The organism is Micromonospora sp. DT81.3, from assembly GCF_049847225.1.
GTDB lineage: Bacteria > Actinomycetota > Actinomycetes > Actinomycetales > Microbacteriaceae > Microbacterium.
Genome location: NZ_JBNCNY010000002.1, coordinates 245728 through 259426 on the forward strand (window position 1 = coordinate 245728; position 13699 = coordinate 259426).

Consider the following 13699-nt stretch of genomic DNA (forward strand, 5'->3'; position numbering starts at 1 on the left):
GGGCCGGGATCAGTCGGCGATCAAGCGCTTCCCGGTCGTCGTCGTCGGGAACCGCTCGTAGCCGAGCGCGTCGTAGAAGCCGAGGACGTCCTCGTTCTCCGGGCGCACCATGAGCTGGACCTTGGGGCAGCCGAGGTCCAGCAGCGCGTCCTCCGCCGCGGTGACGAGAGCCCGGGCGATGCCCTGCCCGCGGTGACGCGGCGATGTTGCGAGGTAGTAGAGCCACCCGCGATGGCCGTCGTAGCCCGCCATCACCGTTCCGACGACGTCATGACCGTCCACCGCGACGAAGAACAGCTCTGGCTGCACCGAGAGCTTGCGCTGGATGTCGAGGTGCGGGTTGTTCCACGATCTGGTGAGGCCGGTCTGCTGCCAGAGCGAGATGACGGACTCGGTGTCTCGGAGCGTGAACGCTCGGATGCTGGTCATCCACCCAGTATCCGTGCCACCGCCCCCGAATCGCCCGCATCGAACCACCGCGCGTCGGGGTAACGGTTGAACCACGACACCTGACGGCGCGCATAGCGCCGGGTGAGCGCCTGCGTCTCGGCGATCGCGTCGGCCTGCGTGCTGTCGCCGCAAAGCTGGGCGAGGGCCTGTGCGTACCCGATCGCGCGGCGGGCCGTGATGCCGTTCTCGAGGCCGTCGGCTCTCAGCCTCTGCACCTCTTCGAGCAGACCCGCTGCCCACATGCGCTCGACGCGCGCGTCGAGCCGGCCGATCAGCTCGTCCCGGGGGCTTCGGAGGCCGATGATCGTGGAGGGTCGCCACAGCACCGGCTCGTCGGGAAGGGCGGCGCCGTGCGTCGCCTCACCCTGCGCGATCACCTCGAGCGCGCGGACGATCCGCCGGCCGTTCCGAGGGTCGACGCGAGCGGCGGTCGCGGGGTCCGCCACGCGCAGCCGTTCGAACAGCGCACCGGGCCCGAGGGCTTCGAGCTCATCCTCCAGCCGGGCCCGCACCGCCTCGTCCCGCGGCGGAAAGCGGAAGTCGAACAGCACGCTCGAGACGTAGAGTCCCGACCCTCCGACCAGGATCGCGTGGGACCCACGCCCCAGAGCCGCCTCGATCGCGGCGCGAGCCCGGCTCTGGTAGCGGGCGACCGCGGCGTCCTCCGTGACATCGAGCACGTCGAGCAGGTGATGCGGGATGCCGCGGCGCTCGGCCACGGTGAGCTTGGCGGTTCCGATGTCCATGCCCCGGTACAGCTGCATCGCGTCGGCGTTGACGACCTCCGCCGGGCGCCCGGAGGCGGCGAGGGCTTCGGCGAGATCGAGGGAGAGGTCGCTCTTGCCCGTGCCCGTGGCGCCGACGACCGCGAACAGCTGCGGCCCCGCGGACCCCTGCTCGGTCCGTGCCGGCTGGTTCACTCCCCGACGTGGAGCGCGGGCGCCGCGAGAGACGTCGCGCGGAGGGTCGGCAGCCCGAGCGACACGGCGCGCGGGGTGCCGGCGCCGACGGATGCCGCAGGGATGGCGCAGGACTCGGCTTGCGATCGATCCCACGCGTCGCCCGCGCGCGTGCGGCGGATGAGAAGCGGTCCCCCCGCCGGCGCATCGGCCAGCAGGTGGAACGGGGCGGCGTGCGTGATGCGCACCGACACGACGTCCCCCGGCCGCGGCGTGTCGCTGCCGGCGGGCAGCTCGAAGTGCACCAGGCGGTTGTCTTCCGCACGGCCGGTCAGCCGGTGCGTCGCCGCATCCTTCTTGCCCTCTCCCATCGATACGAGCACCTCGACCTCGCGCCCGACCTGCGCCTGGTTCTCCTCGAGCGAGATGCGCTCCTGCAGCGCGAGCAGGCGGTTGTAGCGCTCCTGCACGAGCGCCTTGGGGACCTGGTCGGGCATCGTCGCGGCAGGGGTACCCTCGCGGATCGAGTACTGGAAGGTGAAGGCGCTCGTGAACCGCGCCTGCTCGACCACTCGCAGGGTGTCTTCGAAGTCTTCGTCGGTCTCGCCCGGGAAGCCGACGATGATGTCGGTCGTGATGGCGGCGTACGGCATGCGCTCGCGCACGCGGTCGAGGATGCCGAGGAACCGCTCGCTGCGGTACGACCGGCGCATCGCGCGCAGGATGCGGTCGCTTCCCGACTGCAGGGGCATGTGCAGCTGCGGCATGACCGACGGGGTCTCGGCCATGGCGTCGATCACATCGTCGGTGAACGCGGCGGGGTGGGGGCTCGTGAAGCGGATGCGCTCGAGCCCCTCGATCTCACCTGCCGCGCGCAGCAGCTTGCCGAAGGCGAGCCGGTCGCCGAACTCGACCCCGTAGGAGTTCACGTTCTGGCCGAGGAGCGTGACCTCGATCGCGCCGTCCTCGACGAGCAGCCGGATCTCGTTGAGGATGTCGCCGGGCCGGCGGTCCTTCTCCTTGCCGCGCAGACTCGGCACGATGCAGAACGTGCACGTGTTGTTGCAGCCGACCGAGATGGAGACCCAGCCGCTGTAGATGGAGTCGCGCTTGGTCGGAAGCGTGGACGGGAAGACCTCCAGCGACTCGAGGATCTCGAGCTCCGCCTCGCCGTTGTGCCGGGCGCGCTCGAGCAGGCTCGGCAGCGAGCCCATGTTATGGGTGCCGAAGACGACGTCCACCCAGGGGGCCTTGTCGAGCACCGTCTGCTTGTCCATCTGGGCGAGGCAGCCGCCGACCGCGATCTGCATGCCGTCTCTGCGGCGCTTGATGGACGCCAGGTGCCCCAGGGTTCCATACAGCTTGCCGGCCGCGTTGTCACGGACGGCGCACGTGTTGATGATGACGACGTCGGCCTCTTCCCCGGCCGCGGCACGCACGTAGCCCGCGCTCTCCAGCGACCCGGAGAGCCGTTCCGAGTCGTGCACGTTCATCTGGCATCCGAACGTGCGCACTTCGTAGGAGCGCGCCTTGCCGGCCGCATCGTGAGCGGCGGGCGATGGTGCGATGTGCGTGGGGGTGCCATCCAGCAGAGTCATGATTCCCCGATTCTACGGCTCGATGCCCGATGACCGGCTGGGCGGTCAGCGGAAGCGGACCCCGGATGCGCCCGAGGAACCGCGCGCCTCCGCCAGTGCCGCGCGAGCCGCCTGCCCCGCGGCGGAGCCGCCGAATCCGCGACGGGCGAGCATGCCCATCAGGCGCCGCGTGGCGGTGGCATCGTCATATCGGGTCAGCGCCCTGGCCTTGGCACGGGCGAACTCGAGCGCACGTTCCGCGTCGTCATCCGGCAGCTCTGCGATCACGGCGTCGATCACCTCGCGGCTGACGAGTCGCTTGACGAGCAGCTGGCGGACGGCGCGGGTTCCCATGTCCTTGCGAGTGGTGGCCGCATAGACGAGCTGCTCCGCGAGGACGCCGTCATCGAGCCAGCCGCGCTCCACGAAGCCCTGAACCACGCCGGCCGCTTCGGCATCGGTGAGGCCGTCCGCGCGAAGCCGGGCGTTGGCCTCGGCCACCGAGAGGCCTCGCCGCCCCAGGTCGCGGGTCAGGGCGTCGGCGGCCGATGCGGCGATCGATTCCCGGTCGGGGACCTGCGGCTCGCCGGAGACGTCGTCCCCTGAGAGGACGTCGTCGGCGAATGCCGCGGACGTGTCCCCAGATGCGTCGTCCTCTGCCCAGTAGTCCTCGGTGAAGGCGACCGGGCGTCGCGGCCCGTCCGGCAGCGACGCCGCACGCCGCGGCGCTTCACGCTGTTGCGGCGCTGGCTCCGACTCGACAGGCGGTAAAACACCGGGGAGGAAGGTGACGGGGGCGAGCTTCTCGCCCCCGTCACCATGGCCGTGTGAGGTCATCAGGCCGGACGACGCTTGGCCAGTTCGTCGGCCGCATTCGGCGGTTCGGCCGCCGTCTCGGCCTTCGGGACGCCGATGCCGAGCTTCGTCTTGATCTTCGTCTCGATCTCCGTCGCGATGTCGGGGTTCTTCAGGAGGAAGTTGCGGGCGTTCTCCTTGCCCTGACCCAGCTGCTCGCCCTCATACGTGTACCAGGCGCCGGACTTCTTGACGATCGCGTGCTCGACGCCGAAGTCGATCAGGCTGCCCTCGCGGGAGATGCCCGTGCCGTAGAGGATGTCGAACTCGGCCTGCTTGAAGGGCGGCGCCATCTTGTTCTTGACGACCTTGACGCGGGTGCGGTTGCCCACGGCATCCGTCCCGTCCTTCAGCGTCTCGATGCGGCGGATGTCGAGACGGACCGACGCGTAGAACTTCAGCGCCTTTCCACCGGCGGTGGTCTCGGGCGAGCCGAAGAACACGCCGATCTTCTCGCGCAGCTGATTGATGAAGATCATCGTGGTGTTGGTGGTGTTGAGCCCACCCGTGAGCTTGCGGAGCGCCTGCGACATGAGCCGCGCCTGAAGGCCGACGTGGGAATCGCCCATCTCGCCTTCGATCTCGGCACGAGGCACGAGGGCTGCGACGGAGTCGATGACGATGAGGTCGATCGAGCCCGAGCGGATGAGCATGTCGGCGATCTCGAGCGCCTGCTCCCCCGTGTCGGGCTGGGAGACGAGCAGCTGGTCGATGTCGACACCGAGCTTCTGCGCGTACTCGGGGTCGAGGGCGTGCTCCGCGTCGATGAACGCGGCGATGCCGCCCTGCTTCTGCACGTTCGCGATGGCGTGCAGCGTGAGCGTGGTCTTTCCCGATGACTCCGGTCCGTAGATCTCCACGATGCGTCCGCGGGGCAGCCCGCCGACGCCGAGGGCGACATCGAGGGCGATCGAGCCCGTCGGGATCACTTCGACCGGCGCGCGCTCGTCGCTGCCCAGCCGCATGACCGAGCCCTTTCCGAACTGCCGGTCGATCTGGGCGAGGGCCGATTCGAGGGCCTTCTCGCGGTTCTCTGCTGAGGGCATGACGTGCTCCTATGCTCGCGTTCCGTCGCCTGTAGGCTGTCGCGCCTCGCACCGAGGGTGGCACGGGATCTGCGACAAGGCGTAGTGGTGTGTTGTGCCGATCTGCACGCTACGAGGAACCTCCGACGTTGGAGCCGGAATGGACGACGCTGTGGGCAGAGAGGCGCTCGACACCACCTGTGCAGGAGACTACGGGAGATCGAACAGATCTTCGAGGACCGGCCCGGCGTGTCGACCGCGATCTCAGCGTCGGCGGGGCTCGAGCCGACCTACTCCGTGACGGCGCTCCATCGGCACGTCGGTCTCGGCGCACAGCGCCAGCCAGACGTCCTTGGGGGGCACACCCGCATCGATCGCGGCGGCCGCGGTGCGGTCGCCGACGGCCGGCAGCACGAGGTCGCTCAGCAGGGCGGGCCCGCGTGCGCCGAACTCATCCTGAACGGCGCGCAGGAACTCACTGCGCCGCATGCACTGCCTCCGGGCCCGGAATCAGCGGAACGACAGCTCGGCGTCGACCGACGCCACGAGGTCGTCCGGTACGACATCCGGGAAGGGATGGATGCCTTCGAGGACCGAGATGCGGTCGCCGACCTCGCGCATGATGGTCGAGATCGGGACATCGAGTGCATCCGCCACCGAGGCGAGAATCTCGCTCGACGCCTCTTTCTGACCCCGCTCGACCTCGCTGAGGTAACCGAGGGCGACGCTGGCGCGACTCGCCACCTGCCGAAGCGTCTGGCCTTTTTGAAGGCGGAAGTCCCGCAGGACGTCGCCGATTTCTTGACGTACCAGAATCATGATGGACCCCCTCCTTCGCTGCTGGATCTGCGTGCCGGGTGGATAACAGTACAACACCCGCTGATTCCAATCTAATCCCCTGGGCTGGGGAAGGGTTGAGAATCACCGAATGTAACCGAGGCGAAACACTCCGTATTCCAGCCGTCGCGCGACGCCCTCACGTCGCCTCGATCGCCAGGCGAATCGCGCGGCGGGCGGCCTCCTGCCGGATGGCGTCCCGTGTGCCATCCAAGTGCAGCGATTCCACGCGTGTCCCTCGAGGTGTGGCGATGCCGACGAAGACCGTGCCCACCCTCTGCCCGTCCGGCGAATCGGGCCCGGCGATCCCGGTCGTCGAAACCCCGACATCCGCCGCCTTCCCGTCGACGGCGAGCGCGTCGCGGACGCCCTCGGCCATCTGCCGCGCCACCTCGGGATGCACGGCGCCCTGCGCTTCGAGCAGGCCGGCATCGACGCCCAGCAGCGACGCCTTGACCGGCGTCGCGTACGCGACGATCCCGCCACGCACGCTCGCTGAGGCCCCGGGCACGGCGACGAGCGCCTCCACGACGAGCCCGCCGGTCAGGGACTCGGCCACGCCGATCGACCAGCCTCGCTCGCGGAGTGCCCGCAGCAGCCGCTCGGCGTCGGACGGAGACGCGGGGTGCGCCCCGCTCACGCGGGATCCCGCTGCCTGCGGGCGCCTCGTACCTCCGTGACGACGTAGTCGATGCCGCTCGCGACGGTGAGCAGCACGGCGATCCACATCGTGACCGTGTTGACCCAGAAGATCCACTCCCCCACGAGGGTCCACAGGGGCAGGAGCGCGAGGGAGAGCGCGACCGCCTGCGCCAGCGTCTTGAGCTTGCCCATCCAGGCGGCCGCGACGACGTGGTCGCTCGCGACGACGAGGCGATGCACCGTGATGCCCACCTCCCGCACGAGCACCAGGATCGTGACCCACCACGGCAGTTCGCCGAGGATCGACAGCCCGACGAATGCGAACCCCGTCAGCACTTTGTCGGCGATCGGGTCGAGGAGCTTTCCGAGGTCCGTGACGATGTCGTACCGGCGCGCGATCCAGCCGTCGATCCCGTCGCTGGCGATCGCGACGATGAAGAGGGCCGCCGCCCACCAGCGGAGCGGTCCGTCGGCACCCCCGTCGGCGATCAGCATCCAGAGGAAGATCGGCGCACAGAGGATGCGCACCAGCGTGATCGTGTTCGGGAGCTGCCGGGGCACGGCCATCAGTCGCGACCCGTCAGGCCCCACGCGTCTTCGTCGCCATCCTCCTCGACGACGGGCATCCCTTCGTACTGGGCCTCGATCGGGTCCGCCGCGCCCGCGGACATGCCCAGCGAGCGGCCGCCGGAGGCCGGCGCGTCCTCACCTCGCATCTGTGCGAGCACGCCGGGCAGCTGCTCGGCGGTGACGAGCACATCGCGGGCCTTGGACCCCTCCGAGGGTCCGACGATCTCGCGGGACTCCAGAAGGTCCATCAACCGGCCCGCCTTGGCGAAGCCGACGCGCAGCTTGCGCTGCAGCATGGATGTCGAGCCGAACTGCGTGGACACCACGAGCTCCGCCGCGGCCAGCAGAAGCTCGAGGTCGTCTCCGATGTCGGCGTCGATCTCCTTCTTCTCGGCCGCCACGGCGACCTCGCGGTACTCCGGCCGGGCCTGCTGCGTCACATGCTTGACGACCTTCTCGATCTCGGCCTCGCTGACCCACGCGCCCTGCACGCGGATGGACTTCGAGGCGCCCATCGGCAGGAAGAGCGCGTCGCCCTGGCCGATCAGGCGGTCGGCCCCCGGCTGGTCGAGGATGACCCGGGAGTCGGTCACGCTGGTCACCGCGAAGGCAAGCCGGGAAGGGACGTTGGCCTTGATGAGGCCGGTGACCACATCCACCGAGGGTCGCTGGGTGGCGAGCACCAGGTGGATGCCGCTTGCCCGGGCGAGCTGCGTGATGCGTACGATCGAATCCTCGACGTCGCGGGGGGCGACCATCATGAGATCCGCGAGCTCGTCGACCACGACCAGCAGGTAGGGATAGGGCTTCAGCACGCGCTCACTGCCCGGCGGCACATCGATCTCGCCCGCGACGACGGCCTTGTTGAAGTCGTCGATGTGACGGAAGCCGAACGACGCGAGGTCGTCGTACCGCATGTCCATCTCCTTCACGACCCACTGCAGCGCCTCGGCCGCCTTCTTCGGGTTCGTGATGATCGGGGTGATGAGGTGCGGCACGCCCGCGTAGGAGGTCAGCTCGACGCGCTTGGGGTCGATCAGCACCATCCGCACGTCGGAGGGCTTGGCCCGCATCAGCAGGCTCGTGATCATCGAGTTGACGAAGCTCGACTTGCCGGAGCCGGTCGAACCGGCGACGAGGAGGTGGGGCATCTTCGCGAGGTTCGCGATGACGTAGCCGCCGCCGACGTCCTTGCCCACGCCGATGGTCATCGGGTGCGTGCTGTTCATCGCGGTCGGCGAGCGGAGCACATCGCCGAGCGTCACGATCTCTCGGTCGGTGTTGGGGATCTCGACGCCGATCGCGCTCTTGCCGGGGATCGGGGCGAGGATGCGCACCTCGTTCGAGGCGACCGCGTACGCGATGTTGTTGGTCAGCGCCGTGATGCGCTCCACCTTCACGCCGTGCCCCACCTCGACCTCGTACTGCGTGACGGTGGGACCGCGCGAGAAGCCCGTGACACGGGCATCCACCTGGAACTGCTGCAGCACGCTCGTGATGGCGGCCACGATCGCGTCGTTCGCCGCGGAGCGCTCCTTGTGCGGCGTGCCGGCGGCGAGCGTCGCGGTGGAGGGCAGCTTGTACGGCGGCGCGGGAGGGCGGGGGCCGCCGGCACCGGGTCCGTCGGTGCCGAAGCCGGAGAGTCCGGGGAGGGCGTCGTCGTCGTCCTCGCCGTCGTCGAGGATCGATGTCGCGCCGCCCTTGCCGAGCGATCCGGCGACGGCCTGCACGTTGCCGAGCACCTCGGTCGCCGCATCGAAGATCACGGGCGACGGCGACGGGGGCACCGCCGGGGCGATGGCCTGCTCGAAGCCGCCCTGCGCCTGTCCAGGGGTGAGCAGCTCGGTCAGATCCTGCGATCCGATGCCCGAGTCCGGGTCCTCCTCGCGGCCGGTCTTGTTGCGGCGCCACCATGGAATCGAAGGATCCGGCATCGAAGGGTCGGCGTCGGATGCCGGCACGGCCGTGACGACGCCGGGCTGCGGCTCCGGCTTGCGCTCGGCGTCGAACATCCAGAAGTAGAGGTCACCGAGCCGCTTGCCGATGCGGTTGGGCGGGGTCTTCGTGAGAATGAGGATGCTGAGCACGGCGAGCAGCGACAGCACGATGTAGGCGCCGACATCCGTCAGCAGCATCGCAAGAGGTTCGCCGACCATCCAGCCGAAGAGCCCGCCGGCCTCGCTGAGCGCGGGAAGCCCCTCGCGTGGGACGGGCCGTCCGCCCGCGACGTGGCAGAAGCCGGCGACGGTGAGAGTGAAGAGGCCGAAGCCGATGCCGATGCGGCCGTTGTCGTGCACCGATGACGGATGCCGGAAGAGCCAGCCCGCAAGCAGCAGAAGCAGCACGGGGAACACGAAGGCCACGCGGCCGATCAGTCCGCCGACGGTGTAGGCGCTGATGTTCTCGGCGACCTCGTTGCCGATGAAGAACCACTCGACGACGGTTCCCGCGATGGCGAGGAGGACGAGGAGGAACGGCAGGCCGTCGCGGCGCTGCTCCTTCTCGAGCGTCTCGGGACCGAACGCCCGGAACAGGCCGCCGGTGCCGTGCGCCAGGCCCATCCATGCGCGTGCCAGAACGGGCGGCTTGTCCTCCTCGCCGACGTACCGTTTCGGCGCGGGGGCCGGCTTGCGGGCGCGCGAAGATGACGCGTTCGCGGGCGCGCGACCATTCTTGGTCGGGCTTGAGCTCCTGGCCATTCCTCCACGGTAGGCGGAAGCGCCCCCGAATCACCGGAACGACGCGGGAGCGTTATCTCCGCGAGGTGGCGTCGGCGGGCTCGCTCAGCGCAGCCGCTTCACCATCGTGTCGCGGCCGACTCCGCGCTGCGTCACGGCGAAGCCCTCCGAGCGGTACAGCGTCGTGGCGAAGTTGGCCCGCTCGACGCTCAGGCTGATGCGCGCGTAGCCGTCCGCGCGCGCCTGTTCCGTCAGCGCCTGCAGAAGGGCCCGACCGACGCCGTGGGCGCGCCAGATGGGGCGAACCCCGATGATCAGCTCGGGCACGCCCGTTCCGACGTAGCCGAATCCGGGGTCGCTGCGGGGCATGAGGCGATACCAGGCGGCCCCGATGGGATCGCCGCCCGCGTCGACGGCGATGAAACCGGCGTCGGCAGGGCGCTTCCAGCCCGTCAGGTACCGGGTGTGCTCGGCGTCGGAGAGCAGCTGCACCTTCGGACGCGCCGCCTCCGGCCGCCAGTTGGCGGCCTCGACGACCATGTCGCCGAGGAAGGCGCCGTCGGACTGACCGGCGGGGCGTACGCGGAAGGTGGCCATGCGGGGATAGTACCCGCGCCGTGTTACGCCTCGATCACGAGGGGGATGATCATCGGCTTGCGGCGGAGCGAAGTGTTCACCCACCGGCCGATGGTACGGCGGACGATCTGCGAGAGGGCGTGGTTGTCGCGGACCCCGGACTGCGCGGCGTCGGCGAGCGCCGCCGCGATCTTCGGCTTGACCCCCTCGAACACGGCGTCGTCCTCCGCGAACCCCCGGGCGTGGATCTCGGGGCCCGAGATGACCCTGCCGGTCGCGGCATCCACCACGACGATCACGGAGATGAAGCCCTCTTCGCCGAGGATCCGGCGATCCTTCAGGTCGGCATCCGTGATCTCGCCCACGGTCGAGCCGTCGACGTACACGAATCCGAGGTCGAGCTGCCCCACGACCGAGGCGACGCCGTCGCGCAGGTCGATCACCGTGCCGTTCTCGCCGACGATCGTGCGCTCGGGCGCGATGCCGGTGTCCTGCGCGAGCTTCGCGTTGGCGATCAGGTGCCTGTACTCGCCGTGCACGGGAAGCACGTTCTTCGGCTGCAGGATGTTGTAGCAGTAGAGCAGCTCGCCCGCGGCCGCGTGGCCGGAGACGTGCACCTTGGCGTTGCCCTTGTGGACCACGTTCGCACCCAGTTTGGTGAGCCCGTCGATCACGCGGTAGACCGCGTTCTCGTTGCCCGGGATGAGGCTCGAGGCCAGGATCACCGTGTCGCCCGGACCCGGTTCGATCTCGTGGTCGTTGTTGGCCATGCGGCTGAGCACGGCCATGGGCTCGCCCTGCGAGCCCGTCGACATGTAGACGATCTTGTCGTCCGGCAGGTCGCGCGCCTTCTTGTAGTCGATGAGGACGCCCTCGGGAACGTTGAGGTAGCCCAGCTCATCGGCGATCGTCATGTTGCGGACCATGCTCCGACCGAGGAGCGCGACACGGCGACCGTGCGCCGCCGCGGCATCCAGCACCTGCTGCACGCGGTGCACGTGGCTCGCGAAGCTCGCCACGATCACGCGCCGGGGCGCCTTGCCGATCACCTGATCGAGCACGGGGCCGATGCTGCGCTCCAGCGCCGTGAAACCCGGGACGTCCGCGTTCGTCGAATCGACGAGGAACAGGTCGACGCCCTGCTCCCCCAGCCGGGCGAACGCGCGGAGGTCGGTGAGGCGCCCGTCCAGCGGCAGCTGATCCATCTTGAAATCGCCTGTGGCGAGGGCGAGGCCGGCGGGGGTCCGGATGGCGACGGCCAGGGCGTCGGGGATCGAGTGATTGACCGCGATGAACTCGAGGTCGAAGGGTCCGATCCGCTCGTGCTGACCCTCGCTGACGGTCAGCGTGTACGACTTGATCCGGTGCTCCTTGAGCTTCGCCTCGATGAGGGCGAGCGTGAGGCCGGAGCCGATCAGGGGGATGTCGGACTTGAGCTTCAGCAGGTAGGGAACCGCGCCGATGTGGTCTTCGTGGCCGTGTGTGAGCACCACGCCGACGATGTCGTCGAGTCGGTGCTTGATCGGCTCGAAGTCGGGCAGGATCAGGTCGACCCCCGGCTGGTGCTCCTCGGGGAACAGCACCCCGCAGTCGACGATGAGGATCTTGCCCTCGTACTCGAAGGTGGTCATGTTGCGACCGATCTCGCCGAGCCCGCCGAGCGGGGTGACCCGCAGGGTCTGTGGCGCGAGCGCGGGCGGATCGTAGACGTTCGTGGGCATTCAGTGCCTCCTCGGGATGGCGCGCATCCCCTCAGCGAGTGGTTCCGTGCACCTTCGGCAGCGCGCCGCCGGCGGCGGCGTTGCGGTCGGGGCGGAAGTTGGAGAAATCGGCGCCCGGGACGTCCTTCACGAGGGCGAGCTCGTCTTCGATCATGGCGGCCTCCCACTCTTCGGGGCCGACGAGCGGAAGGCGGACACGCGGGCTGCCGATGCGACCCAGGCCGTGCAGGATGTACTTCGCCGCGACCGTGCCCGGCACGTGCGTCATCGTCGCGCGCACCAGGGGTTCGAGACTCTTGTGAGCCGCGGTGGCGGCGGCGAGGTCGCCTCGGTTCACCGCGTCGACGATCGTGCGGTACGGGGCGGACGCGATGTTGGCCGTGACGCCGATCAGACCGGCGGCCCCGATGCTCAGGTGCGGCAGCACGTTGGCGTCGTCGCCGGAGAAGTACATCAGGTCGGTCTGGTTCAGCACACGGCTGACCTCGCTGAAGTCGCCCTTCGCGTCCTTGATCGCGAGCACGTTCGGGTGCTTCGCGATCCGCAGGATCGTCTCGTACTTGATCGGCACGCCCGTGCGGCCGGGGATGTCGTAGAGGATGACGGGCAGGTCGGTCGCGTCGGCGACGAGCCGGAAGTGCGTGAGGATGCCGGCCTGCGTCGGCTTGTTGTAGTACGGCGTGACGATCATGATGCCGTCGGCGCCGGCCTTCTCGCTCGCCTTGTAGAGGCCGATCGCGTGTGCGGTCTCGTTGGATCCGCCGCCCGTGATGATCTTCGCGCGGCCGGCCGAGACATCCTTGCCGACCTCGACGAGCCGGATCTTCTCCGGGTCGGTAAGCGTGCTGGTCTCGCCCGTGGTGCCCGTGACGACGATGCCGTCGGCGCCGGCGGTGATCACGTCGTCCATGTGCTTCTCGACGGCAGACCAATCGACCTCGCCGTCGGCCGTCATCGGGGTGACGAGCGCGACGAGCACCTGACCGAATGGGTTGCCGGTGTGCGTCATGCCCTCAGGCTATCGGTCGCGCGGTGGCGGGTCATCCGGGCGGAGGAGGGCAGGGCCATCAGCCGATCGCGGTGCGACCCGCACCCGCGGACGGTCTGCCGCGCTCGCCGATCCTCGCGGCGAGTCCCGGCGGTGCCACCCGCGACAGGGCGACGAGTGCCTTGTATCGGAGCGACGGGATCGACACGCCTCTGCCGCGGGCCACGTCGCGCAGTGCCTCGCCGACGACGTCCCTCACGTCGAGCCACATCCAGCCCGGGACTCCCTCGGCGCCCGGAGCCAGTCCCATCCGCTCGTGGTAGTTGGTGTGCGTGTAGCCCGGGCAGACCGCGGTGACGGTGACGCCGCGTCCCGAGTACTTCCCGTTCGCCCAACGGCTGAAGGCGATCAGCCATCCCTTGCATGCGCCGTAGGTCGCACGCGGGATGAACCCGGCCACGGAGGCGACGTTGACGATGCGTCCGCTCCCCCGCTGCAGCATCGGCCCGAGCGCGGCGTGGGTCAGCCGCATCGGCACCTCGACGTGCAGCTCCAGGTGGCGCACCTCGTCCTCGACGTCGTTGCGCTCGAACTGCAGCGGCAGCCCGAATCCGGCGTTGTTGACGAGCATGTCGATCGGCTGCTCCGGGTCGGTCAGGCGGCGGACGATGCGGTCCCGCTGTCGCGGCACGAGCAGGTCGGCGCTCAGCACCTCGACCTCGACGCCGTGCTCGTCGTGCAGGGCGATGGCGAGCGTCGACAGCGCCGCCCTGTCGCGCGCGACGAGCACCAGGTCCATGCCGCGCGCGGCAAGCTGCCGCCCGAATTCCGCTCCGATGCCGGAACTCGCGCCCGTGATCAATGCCGTTCTCACCATGCGT

General features: G+C 69.4%; 13 protein-coding genes and 1 pseudogene. All 14 read right to left on the reverse strand.

Translation table 11 applies throughout. From position 1 onward, the window contains the following. Positions 1–9 precede the first annotated feature (9 nt). Complete coding sequence (locus ACPW96_RS05400) at positions 10–429, reverse strand: GNAT family acetyltransferase (RefSeq protein ID WP_425817599.1); 420 nt, start codon at positions 427–429, stop codon at positions 10–12. Then, positions 426–1370, reverse strand: coding sequence for a tRNA (adenosine(37)-N6)-dimethylallyltransferase MiaA (gene miaA, locus ACPW96_RS05405; protein ID WP_425882283.1), 945 nt, complete (start codon positions 1368–1370; stop codon positions 426–428). The genes ACPW96_RS05400 and miaA overlap by 4 nt, the downstream gene beginning before the upstream one ends. Beyond that, entirely contained in the window at positions 1367–2947 is a 1581-nt protein-coding gene (gene miaB / locus ACPW96_RS05410; RefSeq protein WP_425882284.1) for a tRNA (N6-isopentenyl adenosine(37)-C2)-methylthiotransferase MiaB, read from the reverse strand. Before miaB ends, miaA begins: the two co-directional genes overlap by 4 nt. A gap of 45 nt (positions 2948–2992) precedes the next feature. Continuing rightward, entirely contained in the window at positions 2993–3763 is a 771-nt protein-coding gene (locus tag ACPW96_RS05415) for a regulatory protein RecX (RefSeq protein ID WP_425882285.1), read from the reverse strand. Further along, positions 3763–4827 carry a recombinase RecA gene (recA, locus tag ACPW96_RS05420; protein ID WP_425817591.1) on the reverse strand — a complete coding sequence of 355 codons (1065 nt, stop codon included), beginning with the start codon at positions 4825–4827 and terminating at the stop codon, positions 3763–3765. The genes ACPW96_RS05415 and recA overlap by 1 nt, the downstream gene beginning before the upstream one ends. 243 nt (positions 4828–5070) lie before the next feature. Then, positions 5071–5295 carry a DUF3046 domain-containing protein gene (locus ACPW96_RS05425; RefSeq protein ID WP_425817589.1) on the reverse strand — a complete coding sequence of 75 codons (225 nt, stop codon included), beginning with the start codon at positions 5293–5295 and terminating at the stop codon, positions 5071–5073. Between the two features lie 21 nt (positions 5296–5316). After that, positions 5317–5625: a helix-turn-helix domain-containing protein gene (locus ACPW96_RS05430; protein ID WP_425817587.1), complete on the reverse strand. Its 309-nt coding sequence runs from the start codon at positions 5623–5625 to the stop codon at positions 5317–5319. Positions 5626–5782: 157 nt separating this feature from the next. Further along, complete coding sequence (locus ACPW96_RS05435; RefSeq protein WP_425817585.1) at positions 5783–6283, reverse strand: CinA family protein; 501 nt, start codon at positions 6281–6283, stop codon at positions 5783–5785. Then, positions 6280–6846: a CDP-diacylglycerol--glycerol-3-phosphate 3-phosphatidyltransferase gene (gene pgsA, locus ACPW96_RS05440; RefSeq protein ID WP_425882286.1), complete on the reverse strand. Its 567-nt coding sequence runs from the start codon at positions 6844–6846 to the stop codon at positions 6280–6282. The genes ACPW96_RS05435 and pgsA overlap by 4 nt, the downstream gene beginning before the upstream one ends. A 146-nt stretch (positions 6847–6992) precedes the next feature. Beyond that, positions 6993–9554 (reverse strand): annotated as a pseudogene (locus ACPW96_RS05445) (DNA translocase FtsK 4TM domain-containing protein); the annotation flags it as partial. A gap of 84 nt (positions 9555–9638) precedes the next feature. Then, positions 9639–10130 carry a GNAT family N-acetyltransferase gene (locus tag ACPW96_RS05450; protein ID WP_425882287.1) on the reverse strand — a complete coding sequence of 164 codons (492 nt, stop codon included), beginning with the start codon at positions 10128–10130 and terminating at the stop codon, positions 9639–9641. A 23-nt stretch (positions 10131–10153) separates the two neighbouring features. Continuing rightward, entirely contained in the window at positions 10154–11830 is a 1677-nt protein-coding gene (locus ACPW96_RS05455) for a ribonuclease J (protein ID WP_425817577.1), read from the reverse strand. A 31-nt stretch (positions 11831–11861) separates the two neighbouring features. Beyond that, positions 11862–12839: a 4-hydroxy-tetrahydrodipicolinate synthase gene (dapA, locus tag ACPW96_RS05460; protein WP_425882288.1), complete on the reverse strand. Its 978-nt coding sequence runs from the start codon at positions 12837–12839 to the stop codon at positions 11862–11864. Positions 12840–12897: 58 nt separating this feature from the next. Then, positions 12898–13695 (reverse strand): SDR family NAD(P)-dependent oxidoreductase, encoded by a 798-nt coding sequence (locus ACPW96_RS05465; RefSeq protein ID WP_425882289.1) that lies wholly within the window; start codon positions 13693–13695, stop codon positions 12898–12900. Positions 13696–13699 lie beyond the last annotated feature (4 nt).